The sequence below is a fragment of the Pseudomonas sp. NC02 genome (assembly GCF_002874965.1).
Taxonomy (GTDB): domain Bacteria; phylum Pseudomonadota; class Gammaproteobacteria; order Pseudomonadales; family Pseudomonadaceae; genus Aquipseudomonas.
Window position 1 is genome coordinate 2,839,793 of sequence record NZ_CP025624.1, and the last position, 19,624, is coordinate 2,859,416.

Consider the following 19,624-nt stretch of genomic DNA (forward strand, 5'->3'; position numbering starts at 1 on the left):
AACCTCACGAAAGATCAATTACTGGATGCTGTAGCCACCGTCGATCACCACGTTTTCCCCGGTGATCATCTGTGCGGCGTCGCTGAGCAGGTACAACGCCAGCCCGGCGATTTCTTCCGGCTGGGCAAAGCGGCCCGCCGGGATCTGCAATTTGGCCCGTTCCCCCAGCTCGCCCGCCCAGGCCTTTTTGCCGAGGGCGGTTTCGACGATGGTCGGGGAGATGGCGTTGACGTTGATATGCGGCGCCCATTCCATGGCGAGCACCTTGGTCATGCCGACCACGGCGGCCTTGCTGGCGCAGTAGGCGACGTGACGGTCCAGGCCGATCACCGCCGCTTGGGAGGCGAGGTTGACGATGCGCCCGCTGCCCTGGGCAAGCATGTGCCTGGCGCAGGCCTGGGCCACGAAGAAACTGGCCTTGAGGTTGATGTCGAGAGTGGTGTCCCAGGCGTTTTCACTGACGTCCAGGGCCTTGTCCAGCAGGGCCACGCCGGCGCTGTTGATCAGGTAATCCAGGCGTTTGAAGTGATCGAATACGTAATCGACGGTGCTGTGCACCTGGTCGAGTTGGCGCAGGTCCACGGCGATGCCGATGTTCCCGGCGCCGAGGCTGGCGGCGACTTCGACCACGGCCGGGTCGCGGTCCAGCAGGGCCACCCGCGCGCCGCGTTCCACCAGCAGGCTGGCACAAGCCAGACCGATCCCGGCGGCCCCGCCGGTGATCACGGCGCAGCGGCCGGTGAGGTCGAAGGCTTGATTCCAGAATCCAGACATGAACATGACTCCATTTTTCAGATCGGTGGAGATCCAATGTGGGAGCGGGCTTGCTCGCGAAAGCGGTGTATCAGGTGGCACATCTGTTGAATGATCCACCGCTTTCGCGAGCAAGCCCGCTCCCACACTTGACCGGGTTTCAAGTCAAAACTTACTTCGTACCGCTCACCTGCTGGTACAGCGCATCCGCATTCGCATTGGTCACCGGCACCCACGGCAGGATGTAGTTCCTGGCGGTGCCGTCACCCCATTTCACGTCCTTGCCATAACGTTCCCAGATCACCGACTGCGGCTTGTAATCCTTGCCGGCCAGCGCCCGCAGCGCCACATCCAGCGCGCCTTGAGACTGGGCCTGGGCGTCCTGCAGGAAGGTGGTCACTTCATCTTTCTTCGCCGCCTGGATCGCATCCGGCATGCCGTCGATGGACGTCACCGGTACATCCTTGGACGTCAGCCCATGGGACTTCAACGCCTGCACCGCACCGAGGGCCATGTCGTCGTTCTGCGCGATCACCCCGTTGATGCCCTTGGGGTGTGCGTTCAGCCAGTCTTCAGTCAGGGCCAGGGCCTGGGCGCGGTCCCAGTTGGCGGTTTTCTTCTCGATGATCTTGATGTCCGGGTGCTTGCCCAGTACTTCCATCTCGCCCTTTTCGCGGTCGATCTGCGCCGACTGGCCAATCGGGCCCTGGATGATCACCACGTTCCCGCGGCCCTTGAGTTTGTCGACCATGGCCTGGGCCTGCAGGCGACCGCCTTCCACGTCATCGTTGCCAACATAAGGCACGTTGGCGTCCGCCACCTTGGTGTTGGAGGCGATCACCACCACGTCATTGCTCATGGCGGCCTTCACGGTGCCGACGCCGGCCTTGGTGTCGATCGGCACAAACAGGATCGCGTCGTAGTGCTGGGTCACCATGTTTTCAATCTGGTTGTTCTGGGTCAGTGCGTCATAGTTGCCATCGAACACGGTCAACTGCACGGTGCCGTCCTTGACTGCGGGGTGTTCCTTCAGCTCGCGCACCCAGTTCTGCATGAACTGGCCCTTGAGCCCGTACACGGCGGCGCCGATCTTGTAGGTCTTGCCATCGGCGGCCAGGGTGACACTGCTGGCGAGCAGGGAGAGTGCCGCGACGGCGGCCAAAGTCGTACCAGGTTTCATGAGAGAACTCCGTTATTGTTGTAGTGGTAGTTTTCAGAACTAGCGTTTCTTCTTGCGCCACACGTCAATCAGCACTGCGAACACGATGATCAGGCCCTTGGCGACCTGCTGGTAATAGGAGGACACGCCGAGCAGGTTCAGGCCGTTGTTGATCACGCCGATCAGCAATGCGCCAAACAGCGTGCCGACAATCGTGCCGGTACCGCCCGACAGGCTGGTGCCGCCGATTACCACGGCGGCAATCGCATCCAGCTCATACGAGGTGCCGGCCTGGGGCAGGGCAGAGGTGGTGCGCGCCGACAGCACCACACCGGCCAGCCCGGCGAGCAGGCCCGAGACCACGTACACCGAAAACATCACCTTGCGCACGCCGATCCCGGAGGTGCGCGCGCTCTTCTCGTTGCCACCCACCGCGTACACATAGCGGCCGTAGGTGGTGTAGCGCAGTACCATCCAGAAGATCAGCGCGACCACGGCGAAGATCACGATCGGCACACCGATCGGGCCGATCTTGCCGATACCCAGCGCCAGGTAGGCGTCGGGCAGGTCAGTGATCGGGCTGCCGTCGTTCAAGATGAAGGTCATGCCCCGGGCAATACTCAGCATGCCCAAGGTCGCGACAAAGGGCGGGATCGACAGGTTGGCGACCATAAAGCCGTTCACCACCCCGAGCATCGCCCCGGCGAACATCCCGGCGCTGACTGCCGCGAGCACGCCATAGCCCTGGGTCGCGACCATGGCGCTGCACAGCCCGGCAAAGGCCAGGATCGAGCCCACCGACAGGTCGATGCCCTTGGTCAGGATCACGTAAGTCATGCCCACGGCGAGGATCCCGTTGATCGAGGTCTGGCGCAGGATGTCCATCCAGTTGCGCCAGGTCATGAAGTATTCGCTGGCGAAGGCCATCACCAGGCACAGGAGGATGAACACCAGCGGCAGGCCGAAGCGGTCGAGGGACAGGCGCAGGCGGCTGCGGGGTGCGGTCGTGACGGGGGCGGCTGCAGGTGTAGAAAGTGATTTGGCATTCATGAGGCAAGACTCAACAAGGCTTCCTGGGAAAGGGCGGTATCGCTGCTGATGGTCACCAGCCTTCCGCCTTTGAACACGGCAATACGGTCACTCAGGTGCAGCAATTCCGGGGCTTCGGACGACACCACAATCGCCGCGCCGCCGGCGCGCACGAACTGGTCCAGCAGGTGATAGATCTCCTGCTTGGCGCCTTCGTCGATGCCCCGGGTCGGCTCATCGCACAGCAGGCAGATCGGCTGGGTCGACAGGCATTTGGCGAGCACCACTTTTTGCTGGTTACCGCCGCTCATGGATTCCACCGGCAGGTCCAGGGAAGTGGTCTTGATCTGCAGGCGCTTGACCATGTCCTGGGCCAGTTGGTTTTCCTTGCGGGCATTGATCAGCGACCAGCTCGACAGCTGCTTGTACGCCGACAATGCAATGTTCGAGAGGATGCTGCCGCTGAGCACCAGGCCGCTGTCCTTGCGGTCTTCGGTGACCAGTGACATGCCGGCCTGGATCGTTGCCTTGGGCAGGCCGATGGGCATCGGTTTGCCTTGCAGGGTCACGCTGCCGGAGTCCGGCGTGGTGAGGCCGTAGATGCAGTTGAGGAATTCGCTGCGGCCCGAGCCCATCAGCCCGTAGATGCCGAGAATCTCGCCCTGGCGCAGTTGCAGGCTGATGTCCTGGAACTCGCCGGCGCGGCTCAGGCTGTCGACGTCCAGGCAGCATTCGGCGGCGCATTCGCGGCCGACCTTGTGGTCGATGCGGGTCAGTTCCTGGCCGACGATGCCGCGCACCAGGTGGGCGCGGTCGATATCGGCCATGCGCCCGGTCTCAACGAAGGCGCCGTCGCGAAAGATGCTGTAGTCGTCGGCAATCTGCGCCAGTTCACTGAGGCGGTGCGACACATAGATGATGCCGGCACCACGGGCGGTGAGGCGGCGGATGGCCTTGAACAGGGTTTCGGCCTCGCGCTCGCCGATGGCCGAGGTGGGCTCGTCCATGATCATCACCTGGCAGTCGTGGCTGAATGCCTTGGCGATCTCCACCAGCTGGATCTGCGCCACGCTCAGGCGATGCATGGGGCTGGTGGCGTCGACGTCGAACTCCAGGCCTTCCAGCAGTTCGCGAGTGCGCCGGTTGAGCTCCTTGCTGTCGACGATGCAGCCGGCGCGGCGCGGTTCGCGGCCCAGCCAGATGTTTTCGGCGACGGTCATGTAGGGAATGGGTTCCAGCTCCTGGGTGATCATCGCGATCCCCGCCGCGAGTGCTTCGCTGGGGCGGTTGAACTGAGCGGGGGAGCCGTTGAGCAGGATGGTCCCGGCGTCACGCTGGGTGATGCCCATCAGGATGCTCAGGAAAGTCGATTTGCCTGCGCCATTGCCGCCGCACAGGGCGTGGACGCTGCCGGCCCGCAGAGAGAGGCGCCCCTCACGCAGGGCAGGAATCCCGGCGTAAGCCTTGGCGACGTGTTCAGCCTGGAGCAGTAATGGCGTGGCCATCGGCGTGTCCTCGTGCTGTGAATTCTTATTAGGTCGCACAGTCATGTTTCGCTGTGAGCATATGTGTATCAAATGAAATTCTGATCAGTCAATCTCTTTCACTGAAAAGTTGTAAATGGATGGATTTGCGCAAAGTACGCCGGTTTAGAGGGCTTTGACTGGAAGGTCAGCTAAATGCTGCTTGACAGGGCGACTGGAATATCCGAGAAATGACTGAGCTAAATTTCACTGAGTGATCATATGATCACTCTCCAGCACCCAAAACGGCAGCGGAGCCAAACGCCATGAACACACCTTTCCCGGTGGCTATCGGATGCGATGAAGCGGGTTATGAGCTCAAAGAACTGTTGAAGCGCCATATCGAGGCGCTGGGTTACCCGGTGACGGACTTCGGCACCCACTCCACGGCGCCGGTGCTGTACCCGGACATTGCCCTGGCGGTGGCCACGGCGATCAATGCCGGCGAGCAACGCTTGGGCGTGCTGGTGTGCGGCACCGGCATCGGCATGGCCATCTCGGCCAACAAAGTCCTGGGGATTCGTGCGGCCCAGGCCCATGACACCTATTCGGCGGAGCGGGCACGCAAGAGCAACGATGCGCAGATCCTGTCCATCGGTGCACGGGTGATCGGCGCGGAACTGGCCAAGAGCGTCGTCAAGTCGTTCCTGGAGTCGGAGTTCGAAGCCGCGCGTTCCGGGGCCAAGGTCGACCGCATCAACGCGATCGAGCGTGACGGGCATCAGTAGTGGACGGAACGGGGCAAGAGTCGGGAGAATGCGCCTTTGACACCGAAACGGAAGCCCGTGCCCATGAGTGACAGTACCCAGCGCATCGCCAGCGACATCGACCTGATGACCGAAGTGGCAATGCTCTATTACCTTGAGAACGTCACTCAGGAAGCCATCGCCAAGCGCTTCGACCTGTCCCGGGCAAAAGTCAGCCGCCTGCTCAAACGCGCACGGGATGAAGGGATTGTCGAGGTGCGGGTGTTGCAGCACCCGGCGATGAACAACGAGCTGGAACAGGCGCTGGTGGAGCGCTTCCAGCTGGACCGCGCGTTGATTGCGGTGGACCACAGCGACCCGGACACCCAGCGCTCGGCGGTGGCGAGCCTGGTGGCCAACTACCTGAACAAAACCCTCAGTGACGGCATGATCGTCGCGGTCGGCATGGGGCGTAACGTCGGTGCGGTGGCCGATAATGTGTTTTTGCCGGTGACCCGCAACTGTACGTTTGTGTGCGCGATTGGCGGTTCGCTCAAGGCGGGTGAATACATGAACCCCGACCATATTTGCCGGCGCCTGGCCCTGCGGTTTGGTGGCGAGAGTGAAAGCCTGTACGCCCCGGCGCTGGTGGCCAACCCGGAACTGCGTGGGGTGTTGATCAGCAACGATACGGTGCGTTCCACGCTTGACCGTGCCCGCCGTGCGGACATGGCGTTGATCGGCATCGGTGACATGAGTGAAAACAGCAACATGGTGCGCATGGGGTGGTTTTCGCCCCAGGAAATCGCCCAGGCGCGGTTGTCCGGCACGGTGGGGGACATGATGGGTTATGACTTCATCGACATTCATGGCCAGCCGGCGGTCAACGCGATTCAGGGGCGGGTGATCGGGTTGACGGTGCAGGAGCTGTTTCGGATTCCGGATGTGGTGGCGATTGCCAGTGAGAATACCAAGGCGGCGGCAACGCTGGGGGCGTTGCGCTCGGGAGTGATCAATACCCTGGCGACCACGGTGACCAATGCTCATACCATCCTTGCGCTGGATGACGCGACGCGTAAAAGCTGACACCGCCGATAGTCCAGGCCTTGAACATCACCTGTGGGAGCTGTCGAGCCTTGGCGAGGCTGCGATGGCATCACCGCGGTATGACTGGAGTACCGAGTTGTCTGCATCGCGGACAAGCCCGGCTCCCACAGTTGACTGCCTCAGGGTTTCCACACCTGCACATCCTGCGCATCCACCGCCTTGGGCAACAACCCCGCCTTGAAGAACGCATCCGCAATTTTCTGCTGTTCCCCCAACTGATCCAGCGTCACCGGCTGCACCTCATAACTGCGATGAGCATTGGCGGCCTCGACAGTCTCCACATCCAGGTTGCCCCACAATGGCCCCAGCACTTTCGCGGCATCACGCGGGTGGCTCTTCACCCACTCGCCAGCCTGGTGCAACTGCTCGTACACCAGCTTCAGCACTTCGGGATGCGCCTGGGCATAGGGCGTACCCGTCAAGTAATAGCGCTTGTAACTGGCCAGCCCGGTACCGTCCGCAAGGGTGCGGGTGGGCAGTTGGCGCTGCACGCTGGTGAGGAACGGTTCCCACGTGACCCAGGCATCAACCTTGTTGTTTTCAAATGCAGCGCGGCCATCGGCGGGCGTCAGGTACGCCGGCTCGATATCGGAGAAGGCCAGCCCCGCCTTGTTCAAGGCAGCGATCAATAAATAGTGAGTGCCGGCGGCCTTGGTCACGGCGATTTTCTTGCCTTTCAAATCCGCCAGTTGCTGGATCGGCGAGTCCTTGCGCACCACGATCGCCTGGGCTTGGGGCGAGGGCGCTTCCTGGGCGAAGTAGGTGAGCTTGGCCTGGGCGGCCTGGGCGAAGATCGGTACGGTGTCGGCCACGTCAGCGCTGATATCCACGTTACCGACGTTGAGTGCTTCCAGCAGCGGCAGGCCACTGGGGAACTCGTGCCAGGTGACGTCGATGCCGTCGGCCTTGAGGGCTTTTTCCAGGGTGCCCTGGGTTTTCAGCAAGGTGATCAGGGTCGAGGATTTCTGGTAGCCGATGCGTACGGTTTCCTCGGCCTGAGCGTTCAGGGCGGTGCAGAGGCCCAGTGTGGCAAGGCCTGCGATGAAAAGGCGATGGAGCGAAAACTGGGGCATGGCGTGCTCGACTCTTAATGGATTAAGGTGAGCTTATTGTTCTAAAAAACATTCGATAAATAATTTTTCGATCTTAGCTTAGGCCTTTATCGGGTGCGCCGTTCGCGGCCTTTCAGCGTCAGGATGAAGGAGGGCGGTATGCAGTTGTATGTTGTTCGTCACGGCGAAACTCAAGCCAATGCCGAGGGGCGTTACCAGGGCTCGCTGGACATTGATCTCAACGAACGGGGCGTGCTGCAGGCGCGGGAGTTGCGGGAAAAATTGCCGGCGCAGATCGACGCCGTCATCGTCTCGCCGCTGCGCAGGGCTCAGCAAACGGCGGCCATTGTGTTTGCGGATGATGGGCTGCAACTGCCTACGCTGGATGCGTTTCGTGAGCGCGGCGTGGGGGTGTTTGAGGGACTGACCCAGGCGGAGGCGGCGCAGCGTTATCCCGACCTTTGGGCGCAGAATATTACCCGGCAATGGGAGCGGGCACCCACGGACGGTGAGTCAATCTCGCAGTTCGTCGAGCGCATCCGGGGCGGATTGAATCAGTTGCTGGTGAACCATGGGCAACAGGTGGTGGTGCTGGTTGCCCATGGGGTTGTCGCCAAGGCGATTCGCGCATTGGTTCGCGATGATTTCTCAGACTTCCTCGACTGGCAGTTGCGCAATGGCGAAGTGCTGAGTCTCAACATCGACGCAGAGCCCAATGTGGCGAGGGAGCTTGCTCCCGTTGGGGTGCGAAGCGCCCCCTGGTAGGCCTCTGCGGTCTTTCAGGATGGGCCGGTCAATGCTTTTGGGGTTGCTGCGCAACCCAGCGGGAGCAAGCTCCCTCGCCACAGTGTGGGTGTGAGTCATGTCTACAGGGGAACGCTCAACGCCTGCGCAAACGCCTGGGGCGTAGGGCTTTCCGGCCAGGTCGGAACACCCTCCGCCAGCGTTACCCACGGCTGCTTGTGCCGCAGCCAGATATGCGCCACCGGCTGCACGGACGGGCTCTCATCCAGTGTCCCGACCCGCAGCACAACCAACCCCGGCGCGGCCGTCGTGGTGTTGCAGATCCGCGTATGGCACACCCCGCACAACCGATGTTCCGAGCGCTGCCCATCAACGTCATAGGCATATTCCGTCAGCGAACCGTCAACCCGCAGCGCATCCGCCGGCAACAGCGCATGCAGGGCAAACGCGCTGCCGCTCCAGGTCTGGCAGTGGCGGCAATGGCAGGCATACACCGCCAGCGGCGCGTCGGTATCGAGGGTGTAGGTCACGCGGGCGCAGCGACATTGGCCGGTGAGTGTCATCAAAAACGATCCTGTGCAAAGTGAGGGCGAAAGCCCCATCGGTTATGCTCGCCAGCATGCCGCAGCCTCCGAACAAAGAACATCCGCCAAAACTGCCCAGCGGCTCACAGGAAATGTATGAACGCCCCGCAACTCCAATGGGAAACCCAGCGCGCCTTCCTCGCCGTGTTGCGCACCGGCAGCCTGTCGGGCGCGGCCCGTTTGCTGGGGATCGCCCAGGCCACCGCGCGGCGAAGGATCGAGGCCCTGGAGCAGAGCGTCGGGGTCAGCCTGTTTATCCGCTCACCCGCCGGGCTGTTGCCCACCGACACGGCCAAGGACCTGATCAGCCACGTTGAAGCGATGGCCGTTGCCGCCAACGCCTTCAGCCGCGCAGCCTCGGCCGACACGGCCCTCGCCGGCGGCACGGTGCGGCTCACCAGCGGCAAGCTGCTGGGCGTTGAAGTGCTGCCGCCCATGTTGCGCAGCCTGCGCCGTGATCATCCGCAATTGGCCATCGAACTGAGCGTATCCAATCGGCTCCAGGCACTTGCCCGGCAAGAGGCCGACGTCGCCGTACGCATCCGTCGCCCGGTCGAATCCACGGTGGTCGCGCGCAAGGTCGGCGACCTTCACGTAGGGTTGTACGCCGCACCCGAACTGTTGGCAGAGCAGGGCACGCCGGACACCGTTGCGCAATTGCACGGCTACCCGCTGATCGGGCCGGACCGCAACTTGCTGGAGATCGAATTCCTGGGTGAGCGCGGTTTCGACTGTTCGGCGCCCAGTACGGTGATTCGCACCGACGATCACCTCGCGCAGTTGGCCGCTCTGCGTGCGGGGCTGGGGATCGGCGTGTGTTCAGCCCAGGTGGCACAACGTCACGGGCTGGTGCGGGTGTTGCCCGCGCAGGTGGATTTCAAGGTTGACGTGTGGATCGCCATGCATCAGGACATGCGCAAGGTCCCGCGCATCGCCGTGGTGTTCGATGGCTTGGGCGCGGCCCTGACGGACTTCTTTCAGCCGCGATAACGCAACGCTTCCACCAACAGCGCAAATGCGGGTGAAGCCTGGCGGCCACCATGACCCATATCGCGATTAACGAAATGCTCGACGGCAAGGTGGTGGACTGTATGGAGCAGGTCAGCGACGCTCAGTACTCGACCGCGCAATAACACCTGAACGGTGCTCCTCCTCGCGCAACTGGGCGCTCATGGTGTCGCAACTGTGCGTCCACGCCCTCAGCCATTCAGGCATCGCGGGTGATACCTCGGCCAATCCCAGCTCCCGCACAAAATCTGCGGCGGGGAGGGTGCCCTTGGCCGAGCGAAACAGCCCGCGCATCACCACTACTCCGACCACGCGGCCCCGGCTGACGAAGCGGTGCTCCATCACGCTCCATTTTTGATCCCAGCCCAGAATCCGGGTGTGGATTTCAAACGCTTCGAACAGCTTCAATTCCCGTCGGAACTTGCCCCAGGTGTCACCGACAACCGGCAGCGCCTTATTGCGCAAAGCCACGCGAAATGCGCCGCTGCGCAGTACGAAATCCATGCGCCCGACATCGGCCAGGGTGAAATACCGGCCGTTGGTGACGTGCCGGTTGAGGTCAAGGTCCAGCGGCCAGACACGCATCCGTACAACGGTGGTGGCCAGGCCATCGACGGGCTTGCGCCAGGGGCGCCGAAACAGCATGAGCAGTAAGCGAAACCAGAGATTCATGAATTAGCCGAGCAGTGATTGAAGCTCGCACTGTAGTGCGGAGGAATCAGGTAAGGTAGGTGCGCAAATGACTTATTTCATGCGAAAAGCGCAATCTGGAATTTTTATGCACATTACCCTGCTCCTGGCCGATCGGTGTTCGGCTGCCAGCGCCACGCTCGCCCTTGAGATGCTGAGTGCGGCCAATCTGTTTGCCGAGGGCAAGCAGCCCTTTGAAGTGGTCGTCGTCTCGCTCGACGGTCAGGTCGTCAACGCTTGGGGCGGGCAGTGCTTGCAGGTTGATTGTTCGATGGCACAAGTAGGGCACACGGATCTGGTGCTGATACCGGGGTTTTTGTTCACCTTGAAAGAGGCCTTGCCGGCGTTTCCCGCCTACGGTGCATGGCTGCGCAAGCAGCACGCGCAAGGCGCGGTGGTTGCATCAATGTGCACCGCCGCGTTCATGCTTGCCGAGAACGGTCTACTGGATGGGTTGCGCGCCACCACTCACTGGGCTTTTGCCGAACTCTTTGCCCGGCGCTACCCCGGGGTGACGTTGCAGGAGACGCAGATCCTCTGTGAAGAAAACCGGGTGATCACCAGCGGCGGGGCGAGTGCTGCGATGGACCTGCTGTTGCATCTGATACGCCGCTTCGGCACACCGGAGTTGGCGCATACCTGCAGCAAGTACCTGCTGATCGACAACGTGCGCAGTGAGCAATCCATCTATGTGATGTGGTCATCGCCTAAAAATCACGGCGACGGAGATATTTTGCGGGTGCAACACTGGCTGGAGCAGCACTTTGCACAAGCCGTTGTAATCGATGACCTGGCTCGGCGCTTTGGTTTTGGCGTTCGCAATTTCAAGCGGCGCTTCAAGGAGGCCACCGGCTATACACCCATTGCCTACCTGCAAACCCTGCGTTTGGAGCGGGCCAAGCTACTGCTGGAAACCACCCGCATGACGCTGGACAGCATCACCTACGCCGTAGGCTATGAGGACAGCAATTCCTTCCGCCGCTTATTTGAGCAACGGGTGGGTGTGTTGCCGGTGGCTTATCGCAAGAAATTCCAGCCCGCCCTCAACTGAGTCAGCGCCGCAACTGCGGCTCGCCTTCAATGCAGCTCACCAGAAACTCCATCACCACCTTCACCGAAGGCGAGCGGCGCATATCCGGATACACCGTCAGCCAGATATCGCGAACCGGGCCTTCGGTGTTTGTTGCCAGGCGCACCAATGCCGGGTCGTGATCGCCCACCAGCGTGGGCAACACCACTGCACCCACCTGGGCCCGGGCGGCCATTTGCTGGGTGATCAGGTCGCTGGCGGCGAAGGCAATCGTGCGGTTGCCGCGTACCTGATGCATCCACGCCTGTTGGGGCAGGTGGTCGCGGGTGGCGTCATAGGCAATGAACGTCCACTGTTCAGCGGGTAACTGCTTGAGCTCGGGCGTGGCATAGAGCCGGAAACGCACGGCGCCGACCTTTCTGCGTACCAGCGCTTCCTCATCGGGACGCACCGTGCGCAGGGCAATGTCGGCTTCGCCTTTGTCGAGGGCGGCCAGCGTCGTCGAGGACATCAACACGATATTCAGCTTGGGATACTGCGCCCTGAACCGTGCGACATGGGGCGCGATGCAGTGGATGGCAATCGACGGCGGGCAACTGACCCGCACGGTGCCGGCCACTTCGATCGAGGCCACGCGGGACAGGCGCATCACTTCGGTGGCCATCTCGCCCATGCCGGCCGCCAGCTTCGCCAGTGCCAGGCCTTCCTCGGTGAGCGGCCGGCTGCGGGGCAGGCGATCCACCAGTTTGACGCCGAGGGCTTTTTCCAGGGCATCGACGCGCCGGCCGACGGTGGCGTGTTCCACCTGCAGCTCGCGGGCGGCAGCCGACAGCGACTGGGTGCGTGCCAGTACGGTGAAGAAAAACAGATCCTGCCAGTCGAACATCGGGTTATTTCCGCACGGAGGTTGGGAGGTATTGGGGAATTCTCGTACAGAGTAGCGCCTTTTACCATGGCGCATTCCCACTGCAAACGGAGTTGTCTCGCGATGAAAGCCCTCACCCTTGAAACCTACGGCGGCCCGGAAGTTGTTCAACTGCGCCACGATGTCCCTACACCTCAGGTGACACCCGGCCATGTGCTGGTCAAGGTGGCCTGCGCCGGGATCAATTTCATGGATGTGCACACCCGCCAGGGCAAATACGCCAGCTCGGTGACCTACCCGGTTAGGCTGCCGTGCACCTTGGGCATGGAAGGGGCCGGTGTGGTGGTGGCGGTGGGCGAGGGCGTGAGCCATCTGGCGCCGGGTGATCGAGTGGCCTGGTGCATTTCATGGGGCGCGTTCGCCGAATACGCCAGCGTACCCGCCGCGCGAGTGGCGCAGATTCCCAATGCGATCGGCTTCGATCAGGCGGCTGCGGCGATGTTCCAGGGCTGCACGGCTCACTACCTGATTGAAGATGTTGCGCGGTTGCAGGCGGGCAACAGCTGCCTGATCCATGCCGCGTCCGGCAGCATCGGCCAGTTGCTGGTGCAAATGGCCCGGCGACTCGGTGCCACGGTATTCACCACCGGCAGCAGCGTCGAAAAGTGCGCGATTGCCCTTGAGCGTGGCGCGGATCAGGCCTGGCAATACGACGGGTTTGCCGAGCGAGTCTTGCAGGTAACGCAGGGGCGGGGTGTGGACGTGGTGTTCGATTCGGTGGGTAAGGCCACCTTGCGTGAAAGCTTCAAGGCCTGTCGTACGCGGGGGCTGATCGTCAATTACGGCAACGTCTCCGGTTCGATCACTGACCTCGATCCGATGGAGTTGGGGGAGGCCGGTTCACTGTTCCTGACTCGCCCACGGCTCAACGACCACATGGCTGACGGGCCTACGGTGCAGAGGCGTGCCAATGCGGTGTTCGCGGCGATACTTGAAGGTTCGCTGACGGTGGATATCGAAGGGCATTACGCCCTGGAAGAGGTGCAGCAGGTGCACGCGAGGATTGAGGCACGGCAGCAGATTGGCAAGGCGGTGGTGTGGCTGGACCGTGAACTTCACTAATGGCCAGAGAGCTTGTGTGGCGAGGGAGCTTGCTCCCGCTGGGCTGCGAAGCGGCCCCAACACCTGCCAATGGGGTCTTCCTGGAGAAACGCGGTGAGTTCATTGGGGCTGCTGCGCAGCCCAGCGGGAGCAAGCTCCCTCGCCACAGGGGTCGTGGCGCTTGTGAGGATCAGTTAACAGCAGGCGAAAAAAAGCCGGCTGATCAGGCCGGCTGGGGGGTGAACCGCGAACCACAGTCGTTACGCGCGGTTTTCCATCAGGCGGTCTGCACCACCTTCAGCCACACGGTTTTCTTGAAGACGGTCAGCACCACCTTCAGCTACACGGTTGCCCTGGAGACGTTCAGCGCCACCTTCAGCAACACGACGTTCCAGCAGGCGATCAGAACCACCTTCAGCAACACGACGTTCCAGCAGGCGATCAGACCCGCCTTCAGCAACACGACGTTCCAGCATACGGTCAGACCCACCCTCAGCCACGCGGCTGTCCATCAGGCGATCCGCGCCGCCTTCAGCGAGGGCAGGTTGGGTAAAGGCGCTTACAGCAAGTACCGAGAAAGCGAGGCTAAGCAAGAGTTGGCGTTTCATGAGGGTGTGCTCCGGGAAAGTCGTTGGTTGGTATGGATGCGATGTTACGCGGCAGATTTTTTAAGAGAACTTCATTGGGCTGATGGTGACTATCGACGCCAGCGATGGCCCGTTTTCCCGGGCCATCGCGTCGCTCATCACGGCATTTCTGGCAGTTCCCGAGGGCGCAGGTCGAACACCAGCACCTCGGCGTCCTCCCCATGGCTCAGGTGAATCTCCCGCTCATCGCGCACTCGGGCGCCGTCGCCTTCGTGCAAGCGCTGGCCATTGACTTCAACGCTGCCCCGCGCCACATGGATGTAGGCGTAGCGTTCCGGGGCCAGCGGCAGGCTGGCGGTTTCAAAGCCGTTGAACAGCCCGGCATACACCCGCGCGTCCTGGCGCACGCCGAGGGAGCCGTCGGTGCCTTCCGGCGAGATGATCAACTGCAACCGGCCGCGTTTCTGCGCCTCGGTGAAGTGCTCCTGCTGATAGCGCGGTTCGGCGCCCGCCACATCCGGCACGATCCAGATTTGCAGGAAGTGCACGCCCTGGGTGTGGCTGTGGTTGAACTCGCTGTGGGCCACGCCGCTGCCGGCGCTCATCAGTTGCACATCGCCGGGGCGAATCACCGAACCGGTGCCCAGGGTGTCCTTGTGTTCCAGGGCGCCTTCGAGCACATAGGAGAAAATCTCCATGTCGCGGTGCGGGTGTTGGCCGAAGCCCTTGCCGGCGGCAACCCGGTCATCGTTGATCACCAGCAGGTCGGAAAAACCCTGTTCTTTGGGATTCCAGTAGTTGGCGAACGAGAAGGTGTGGAACGACTTCAACCAACCGTGATTGGCGGCGCCGCGTTCCGAGGCTTTGCGAAGGGTCAGCATGGGGTGTTCTCCTCAAGGGAAGCCTGGCTGCGAGATGCAGGGCTTCGGTGTGAGGAGAAGATTACTGGTTAACGATAGGTTGATTAAGAAGCTGAAATCGGAATGACTGTCTCTTTTAGATTGACGATCGCCAGCTGTGCCGTCCGCAGATGATGGCGGTAGCGCAGCTGAAGTTTGCGCCAGGCCATCGGGTTCACGCCTTCGCTGCGGCTGAACAGGTGACAGAAGTGCGCCTGGTCGCAGAACCCGCATTCCTGGCTGATCTGCGTCAGGCTCAGGGCGGATCCGGTGATCAGCACCTTGGCCTGCTTGATGCGTTGCTGGCGAATCCATTCCTGGGGCGATACACCGGTGGTGCGCTTGAAGGCCCTGGAGAAATGGCTGCGGGACAGCTCACAGGCGCGAGCCAGTTCCGTCACCTCCAGGGGGCCAGCAAGATTGGCGAGGATCAATTGCTTGACCCTCTGTTCCCGCTCTGAACACAGGGTCCCGGTTGCAGCTGCTGGTTGAGCCATGATCGCTATCCGTGGTCGATGGGCGCTTGTTTTCACACACCTTACCGGTGAATGAATCCCCAGTGTAGACCGCTGCAAGCATCTGTTGAACTGAGCACATGCATGCAATTTTTCTGGATCGGGCCGTCGCACACTAGCGCGAACGTTCAAGCATCCAGGGGAAGGGCACGATGGACTCAACAGCACAAGGCGGGCCGGACGAGGTCGTGACCCTGGTGGTCAAGCACCGCATAAAACCCGGGCTTGAAGCCGACTACGAAGCCTGGCTGCGACGCATTGTGCGTATTGCCGGTGAGCGTCCCGGCCACCTCGGCGTTGACGTGGTGCGCAGCAAGCAGGGCGGCCTTGCGCTGTTCACCTGCGTGCTGCGTTATCGCTCCACCGAAGACCTGGAGCGCTGGCTCGATTCGCCGCAGCGCCTGGAGCTGATCAACCAAGCCGCACCGATGCTGGCCGACGGCGACCAGACCGAAGTCGGCGCGGTCAACGAGTTCTGGTTCTCGCCCCTGGCCGATGCTGCCGCCAAGCCGCCGCGCTGGAAACAGGCAGTGGTCACGCTGCTGGTGATCCTGCCGCTGACGTTGCTGGTGCCGATCATCTGGGGCCCGGTACTGCGGCTGCACCCGTTCCTGTCCAACTACATCGTCGCCACCTTCCTGGTCACCCTGACCATCGTTGTACTGGTGGTTTACCTGCTGATGCCGGCGGCCACCCGCCTGTTCGCGCCCTGGCTTGAAGCCTCTGTAAAGGAAACCCTATGAACGCCGACCTGATTCTGTTCAATGGCCAGTTCCACACCGTGGACCGTGAAAATCCCCGCGCCACGGCAGTTGCGATCCACCAGGGACGCTTCGTCGCGGTGGGCACCGACGGTGAAGCCATGGCCCTGCGCGGCAGTGGTACCCAGGTCATCGACCTCAAGGGTCGCACCGTCATCCCTGGCCTCAACGACTCGCACCTGCACCTGATCCGTGGCGGCCTGAACTACAACCTCGAACTGCGCTGGGAAGGCGTGCCGTCACTGGCCGATGCCCTGCGCATGCTCAAGGATCAGGCTGACCGCACGCCCACGCCGCAGTGGGTGAGGGTGGTAGGCGGCTGGAACGAATTCCAGTTCGCTGAAAAGCGCATGCCCACCCTCGACGAACTCAACCAGGCCGCCCCCGACACGCCGGTGTTCGTGCTGCACCTGTATGACCGCGCCTTGCTCAACCGTGCCGCCCTGCGGGTGGCCGGCTACACCAAGGACACGCCGAACCCGCCCGGCGGCGAGATCGTGCGCGACCATAACGGCAACCCCACCGGCATGCTGGTGGCGCGGCCCAACGCGATGATTCTCTACGCGACCCTGGCCAAGGGCCCGAAACTGCCCCTGGAATACCAGGTGAATTCCACCCGCCAGTTCATGCGCGAACTCAACCGCCTGGGCCTGACCAGTGCCATCGACGCCGGCGGTGGTTTCCAGAACTATCCCGACGATTACGCCGTGATCGAACAGTTGGCCAAGGACCAGCAACTGACCGTGCGCATCGCGTACAACCTGTTCACCCAGAAGCCCAAGGAAGAACTCAGCGACTTCAAGAACTGGACCGGCAGCGTGACCCTGCATCAGGGCGACGACTACCTGCGCCACAACGGCGCCGGCGAAATGCTGGTGTTCTCGGCGGCCGACTTCGAAGACTTCCTCGAACCACGCCCAGACCTGCCGCTGACCATGGAGCAGGAACTGGAGCCGGTGGTGCGCCACCTGGTGGAACAGCGCTGGCCGTTCCGCCTGCACGCCACCTACAACGAGTCGATCTCGCGGATGCTCGACGTGTTCGAGAAGGTCAACCGCGACATCCCGTTCAACGGCTTGCCATGGTTCTTCGACCACGCCGAAACCATCACCCCGCAGAACATCGAGCGCGTGCGGGCGCTGGGCGGCGGCATCGCGATCCAGGACCGCATGGCGTTCCAGGGTGAGTACTTTGTGGAGCGCTACGGCGCCAAGGCCGCCGAGGCCACGCCGCCGATCAAACGCATGCTCGCCGAAGGCGTGCCGGTGGGCGCAGGCACCGACGCCACCCGGGTGTCGAGCTACAACCCCTGGACCTCGCTGTACTGGATGGTCAGCGGCCGCACCGTCGGCGGGCTGGAACTGCACGCCGAGGGGCTGCCCCGGCTGACGGCCCTGGAACTGTTCACCCACGGCAGCGCCTGGTTCTCCTCCGAGCAGGGCAAGAAGGGCCAGATCAAGGTCGGCCAACTGGCGGACGTGGCGGCACTGTCGGCGGACTTCTTCAGTGTCGACGAGGAAGCCATCAAGTGGATCGAATCGGTACTCACCGTGGTCGGCGGCAAGGTGGTCTACGGCGCCGGCGACTTTGAAGATTTCGCACCACCCAGCGTGCCGGTGCTGCCGGACTGGTCGCCGGTGGTCAAGGTACCGGGCCACTGGCGCCCGGCGTCAGCGCTGCAAGCCCAGGTGCACCAATGCAGCGGCCCCTGTGGCGTGCATGCCCATAGCCATGAACGGGCGCGTCTCTCGAACGTGCCGGTCAGCGACTTCCAGGGTTTCTGGGGCGCGTTTGGCTGCTCGTGTTTTGCCTTCTGAATCTAACCCCCAAAGGAGTGTTCCCATGACTTACAAACGCCTGAACAAAGATGACGCCGTGGTGCTGCTGGTGGATCACCAGACCGGCCTGATTTCCCTGGTGCAGGACTTCTCGCCCAACGAGTTCAAGAACAACGTGCTGGCCCTGGCGGACCTGGCCAAGTTCTTCAAGCTGCCGACTATCCTCACCACCAGTTTCGAAAGCGGCCCCAACGGCCCGATGGTGCCGGAGCTGAAAGAACTGTTCCCGGACGCGCCGTACATCCCGCGCCCTGGCCAGATCAACGCGTGGGACAACGAAGACTTCGTCAAGGCAGTGAAAGCCACCGGCCGCAAGCAACTGATCATTGCCGGGGTGGTGACCGACGTGTGCGTAACCTTCCCGACGCTGTCGGCCCTGGCTGAAGGGTTTGAAGTGTTTGTGGTGACCGATGCGTCGGGCACCTTCAATGAGACCGTGCAACAGGCGGCGTGGGCACGCATGACGGCGGCCGGTGCACAGCTGGTGAACTGGTTCTCGGTGGCCTGCGAGCTGCAGGTGGACTGGCGCAACGACATGGAAGGCTTGGCGAATCTGCTGTCGCCGCGTATTCCCAACTATCGCAATTTGATGAACAGCTACTCGGCGCTGACGGCCAAATAAACCGCTCTCTGATATGCAGGTAATCCAATGTGGGAGCGGGCTTGCTCGCGAAGGCGGTGTGCCAGTCAATACATGTACCGACTGACCCACCGCCTTCGCGAGCAAGCCCGCTCCCACATTTTGATTTGTGGTGTGGCGACTGACCGGTTATAAAACAGCCCAGCGTCCACCGAGAAGCGACAATGAACCCCTTCGAAGACATGCGCCTGTTTTGCCAGGTCATGGAATCCGGCAGTTTCACCGCTGCCGCCGAGCATCTTGGCCTGTCCAAGCAATTTGTCAGCCGCCGCCTGATCCAGCTGGAAGAGCGCCTCGGCGTACGCCTGCTCAACCGCTCCACCCGCCGCCTGGACGTCACGCCGCTGGGCCAGAGTTACTACGAATCCGCCCTGCGCCTGCTCAGTGAAGTCGAGCAAGTGGAGCAGGGCATCGCCGGGCAAAACACCGAGCCCCGAGGCACCATTCGCCTGAGCGCGCCGTTGTCGTTTGCCATGGCGCACCTGGGTTGCCTGTTGCCGCTGTTCCTGCAACGCCACCCTCATGTCACCGTGGAAGTGGACCTCAGCGACCGCCCGGTAGACCTCATCAGCGAGGGCTACGACCTGGTGCTGCGCATCGGCACCCTCGAGGATTCGACCCTGATCGCCCGACGCATCGCCAGTGTGCAGCGCGTCTACTGCGCCAGTCCCGACTACCTGGCCCGCCACGGCACGCCGCAGAGTCCCGATGACCTGGCCGATCACGCATGCCTGCCTTACGGCCATGGTCGCCAGGTCCAATGGCACTTCAAGGTCGATGGCAAACCCCATACCCGCAACGTCAGCGGGCGCATGCGGGTCAACAACGGTGAGCTGCTGCGGGATGCCGCCGTGGCCGGGTTGGGCATCACCTATCTACCCCATTTTATCGTTGCCCAAGCCTTGCAGGACGGCCGCCTGGTGACGCTGCTGGATGACTGCGCGCCCGAACCCCTGACCCTTTCCGCCGTTTACCCCCAGCACCGCCAGAGCTCGCGCCCGGTGCAGGCGTTGATCGAGTTCCTACGTGAACGCCTGGCCGGCGGTTGTTGAA

At 62.3% G+C, this 19,624-nt stretch carries 21 protein-coding genes and 1 pseudogene; 11 read left to right on the top strand and 11 right to left on the bottom strand.

What is annotated here, in order from left to right; genetic code table 11:
* Positions 1-18 precede the first annotated feature (18 nt).
* From C0058_RS13415 to C0058_RS13430, 4 genes are all read right to left on the bottom strand, one after another.
* A complete protein-coding gene (locus C0058_RS13415; RefSeq protein WP_087694869.1) occupies positions 19-774 on the bottom strand; it encodes an SDR family oxidoreductase in 756 nt (251 codons plus the stop codon).
* A gap of 151 nt (positions 775-925) precedes the next feature.
* Positions 926-1,933, bottom strand: coding sequence for a substrate-binding domain-containing protein (locus C0058_RS13420; protein WP_087694868.1), 1,008 nt, complete (start codon positions 1,931-1,933; stop codon positions 926-928).
* 39 nt (positions 1,934-1,972) lie between these two features.
* Entirely contained in the window at positions 1,973-2,962 is a 990-nt protein-coding gene (locus C0058_RS13425; RefSeq protein ID WP_003215711.1) for an ABC transporter permease, read from the bottom strand.
* Entirely contained in the window at positions 2,959-4,446 is a 1,488-nt protein-coding gene (locus tag C0058_RS13430) for a sugar ABC transporter ATP-binding protein (RefSeq protein ID WP_102368793.1), read from the bottom strand. The genes C0058_RS13425 and C0058_RS13430 overlap by 4 nt, the downstream gene beginning before the upstream one ends.
* Before the next feature lie 284 nt (positions 4,447-4,730).
* Between C0058_RS13430 and rpiB the strand changes: the two genes are divergently transcribed.
* Together rpiB and C0058_RS13440 are read left to right on the top strand one after the other, a co-directional pair.
* The gene (gene rpiB / locus C0058_RS13435; protein WP_102368794.1) at positions 4,731-5,192 is read left to right on the top strand and encodes a ribose 5-phosphate isomerase B; all 462 of its coding nucleotides are present in this window, start codon (positions 4,731-4,733) and stop codon (positions 5,190-5,192) included.
* 63 nt (positions 5,193-5,255) lie between these two features.
* Entirely contained in the window at positions 5,256-6,236 is a 981-nt protein-coding gene (locus tag C0058_RS13440) for a sugar-binding transcriptional regulator (RefSeq protein WP_003215718.1), read from the top strand.
* A gap of 140 nt (positions 6,237-6,376) precedes the next feature.
* On the opposite strand, the gene C0058_RS13445 is transcribed toward C0058_RS13440, so the two are convergent.
* The gene (locus C0058_RS13445) at positions 6,377-7,330 is read right to left on the bottom strand and encodes an aliphatic sulfonate ABC transporter substrate-binding protein (protein ID WP_102368795.1); all 954 of its coding nucleotides are present in this window, start codon (positions 7,328-7,330) and stop codon (positions 6,377-6,379) included.
* Between the two features lie 138 nt (positions 7,331-7,468).
* Here C0058_RS13445 and C0058_RS13450 point away from each other — a divergent pair, with 138 nt between their 5' ends.
* The gene (locus tag C0058_RS13450; protein ID WP_102368796.1) at positions 7,469-8,074 is read left to right on the top strand and encodes a histidine phosphatase family protein; all 606 of its coding nucleotides are present in this window, start codon (positions 7,469-7,471) and stop codon (positions 8,072-8,074) included.
* A 101-nt stretch (positions 8,075-8,175) separates the two neighbouring features.
* On the opposite strand, the gene C0058_RS13455 is transcribed toward C0058_RS13450, so the two are convergent.
* Entirely contained in the window at positions 8,176-8,616 is a 441-nt protein-coding gene (locus C0058_RS13455) for a GFA family protein (protein WP_102368797.1), read from the bottom strand.
* A gap of 117 nt (positions 8,617-8,733) precedes the next feature.
* Between C0058_RS13455 and C0058_RS13460 the strand changes: the two genes are divergently transcribed.
* The gene (locus C0058_RS13460) at positions 8,734-9,627 is read left to right on the top strand and encodes a LysR family transcriptional regulator (protein WP_087694863.1); all 894 of its coding nucleotides are present in this window, start codon (positions 8,734-8,736) and stop codon (positions 9,625-9,627) included.
* 50 nt (positions 9,628-9,677) lie between these two features.
* Positions 9,678-9,770 (top strand): annotated as a pseudogene (locus tag C0058_RS33040) (cupin domain-containing protein); the annotation flags it as partial.
* On the opposite strand, the gene C0058_RS13470 reads toward C0058_RS33040, so the two are convergent.
* Positions 9,739-10,317: an acyl-CoA thioesterase gene (locus C0058_RS13470; protein WP_102368798.1), complete on the bottom strand. Its 579-nt coding sequence runs from the start codon at positions 10,315-10,317 to the stop codon at positions 9,739-9,741. The pseudogene C0058_RS33040 and the gene C0058_RS13470 overlap by 32 nt on opposite strands.
* Before the next feature lie 106 nt (positions 10,318-10,423).
* Here C0058_RS13470 and C0058_RS13475 point away from each other — a divergent pair, with 106 nt between their 5' ends.
* Positions 10,424-11,386: a GlxA family transcriptional regulator gene (locus C0058_RS13475; RefSeq protein WP_102368799.1), complete on the top strand. Its 963-nt coding sequence runs from the start codon at positions 10,424-10,426 to the stop codon at positions 11,384-11,386.
* A gap of 1 nt (position 11,387) precedes the next feature.
* Here the strand turns inward: C0058_RS13475 and C0058_RS13480 are convergent, their stop codons facing one another.
* A complete protein-coding gene (locus C0058_RS13480; RefSeq protein WP_102368800.1) occupies positions 11,388-12,251 on the bottom strand; it encodes a LysR family transcriptional regulator in 864 nt (287 codons plus the stop codon).
* A gap of 102 nt (positions 12,252-12,353) precedes the next feature.
* On the opposite strand from C0058_RS13480, the gene C0058_RS13485 reads away from it, so the two are divergent.
* Positions 12,354-13,352 (top strand): quinone oxidoreductase, encoded by a 999-nt coding sequence (locus C0058_RS13485; protein ID WP_102368801.1) that lies wholly within the window; start codon positions 12,354-12,356, stop codon positions 13,350-13,352.
* Positions 13,353-13,591: 239 nt separating this feature from the next.
* On the opposite strand, the gene C0058_RS13490 is transcribed toward C0058_RS13485, so the two are convergent.
* From C0058_RS13490 to C0058_RS13500, 3 genes are all read right to left on the bottom strand, one after another.
* Positions 13,592-13,939 (bottom strand): hypothetical protein, encoded by a 348-nt coding sequence (locus C0058_RS13490; protein ID WP_102368802.1) that lies wholly within the window; start codon positions 13,937-13,939, stop codon positions 13,592-13,594.
* Positions 13,940-14,076: 137 nt separating this feature from the next.
* A complete protein-coding gene (locus tag C0058_RS13495) occupies positions 14,077-14,799 on the bottom strand; it encodes a pirin family protein (RefSeq protein WP_008434624.1) in 723 nt (240 codons plus the stop codon).
* An 83-nt stretch (positions 14,800-14,882) separates the two neighbouring features.
* Positions 14,883-15,314: an AraC family transcriptional regulator gene (locus C0058_RS13500; protein WP_023658747.1), complete on the bottom strand. Its 432-nt coding sequence runs from the start codon at positions 15,312-15,314 to the stop codon at positions 14,883-14,885.
* Positions 15,315-15,484: 170 nt separating this feature from the next.
* On the opposite strand from C0058_RS13500, the gene C0058_RS13505 reads away from it, so the two are divergent.
* From C0058_RS13505 to C0058_RS13520, 4 genes are all read left to right on the top strand, one after another.
* Entirely contained in the window at positions 15,485-16,075 is a 591-nt protein-coding gene (locus C0058_RS13505; RefSeq protein WP_003207311.1) for an antibiotic biosynthesis monooxygenase, read from the top strand.
* Positions 16,072-17,910: an amidohydrolase gene (locus C0058_RS13510; protein WP_003207313.1), complete on the top strand. Its 1,839-nt coding sequence runs from the start codon at positions 16,072-16,074 to the stop codon at positions 17,908-17,910. The genes C0058_RS13505 and C0058_RS13510 overlap by 4 nt, the downstream gene beginning before the upstream one ends.
* A gap of 25 nt (positions 17,911-17,935) precedes the next feature.
* Positions 17,936-18,553 carry an isochorismate family cysteine hydrolase YcaC gene (gene ycaC, locus C0058_RS13515; RefSeq protein WP_003207315.1) on the top strand — a complete coding sequence of 206 codons (618 nt, stop codon included), beginning with the start codon at positions 17,936-17,938 and terminating at the stop codon, positions 18,551-18,553.
* Positions 18,554-18,735: 182 nt separating this feature from the next.
* The gene (locus C0058_RS13520; RefSeq protein ID WP_102368803.1) at positions 18,736-19,623 is read left to right on the top strand and encodes a LysR family transcriptional regulator; all 888 of its coding nucleotides are present in this window, start codon (positions 18,736-18,738) and stop codon (positions 19,621-19,623) included.
* Position 19,624: the final 1 nt, after the last annotated feature.

Coding starts and splice junctions, on each gene's coding strand:
- C0058_RS13415 (WP_087694869.1), bottom strand. CDS start 774: ATGTCTGGATTCTGGAATCAAGCCTTCGACCTCACCGGCCGCTGCGCC.
- C0058_RS13420 (WP_087694868.1), bottom strand. CDS start 1,933: ATGAAACCTGGTACGACTTTGGCCGCCGTCGCGGCACTCTCCCTGCTC.
- C0058_RS13425 (WP_003215711.1), bottom strand. CDS start 2,962: ATGAATGCCAAATCACTTTCTACACCTGCAGCCGCCCCCGTCACGACC.
- C0058_RS13430 (WP_102368793.1), bottom strand. CDS start 4,446: ATGGCCACGCCATTACTGCTCCAGGCTGAACACGTCGCCAAGGCTTAC.
- rpiB (WP_102368794.1), top strand. CDS start 4,731: ATGAACACACCTTTCCCGGTGGCTATCGGATGCGATGAAGCGGGTTAT.
- C0058_RS13440 (WP_003215718.1), top strand. CDS start 5,256: ATGAGTGACAGTACCCAGCGCATCGCCAGCGACATCGACCTGATGACC.
- C0058_RS13445 (WP_102368795.1), bottom strand. CDS start 7,330: ATGCCCCAGTTTTCGCTCCATCGCCTTTTCATCGCAGGCCTTGCCACA.
- C0058_RS13450 (WP_102368796.1), top strand. CDS start 7,469: ATGCAGTTGTATGTTGTTCGTCACGGCGAAACTCAAGCCAATGCCGAG.
- C0058_RS13455 (WP_102368797.1), bottom strand. CDS start 8,616: ATGACACTCACCGGCCAATGTCGCTGCGCCCGCGTGACCTACACCCTC.
- C0058_RS13460 (WP_087694863.1), top strand. CDS start 8,734: ATGAACGCCCCGCAACTCCAATGGGAAACCCAGCGCGCCTTCCTCGCC.
- C0058_RS13470 (WP_102368798.1), bottom strand. CDS start 10,317: ATGAATCTCTGGTTTCGCTTACTGCTCATGCTGTTTCGGCGCCCCTGG.
- C0058_RS13475 (WP_102368799.1), top strand. CDS start 10,424: ATGCACATTACCCTGCTCCTGGCCGATCGGTGTTCGGCTGCCAGCGCC.
- C0058_RS13480 (WP_102368800.1), bottom strand. CDS start 12,251: ATGTTCGACTGGCAGGATCTGTTTTTCTTCACCGTACTGGCACGCACC.
- C0058_RS13485 (WP_102368801.1), top strand. CDS start 12,354: ATGAAAGCCCTCACCCTTGAAACCTACGGCGGCCCGGAAGTTGTTCAA.
- C0058_RS13490 (WP_102368802.1), bottom strand. CDS start 13,939: ATGAAACGCCAACTCTTGCTTAGCCTCGCTTTCTCGGTACTTGCTGTA.
- C0058_RS13495 (WP_008434624.1), bottom strand. CDS start 14,799: ATGCTGACCCTTCGCAAAGCCTCGGAACGCGGCGCCGCCAATCACGGT.
- C0058_RS13500 (WP_023658747.1), bottom strand. CDS start 15,314: ATGGCTCAACCAGCAGCTGCAACCGGGACCCTGTGTTCAGAGCGGGAA.
- C0058_RS13505 (WP_003207311.1), top strand. CDS start 15,485: ATGGACTCAACAGCACAAGGCGGGCCGGACGAGGTCGTGACCCTGGTG.
- C0058_RS13510 (WP_003207313.1), top strand. CDS start 16,072: ATGAACGCCGACCTGATTCTGTTCAATGGCCAGTTCCACACCGTGGAC.
- ycaC (WP_003207315.1), top strand. CDS start 17,936: ATGACTTACAAACGCCTGAACAAAGATGACGCCGTGGTGCTGCTGGTG.
- C0058_RS13520 (WP_102368803.1), top strand. CDS start 18,736: ATGAACCCCTTCGAAGACATGCGCCTGTTTTGCCAGGTCATGGAATCC.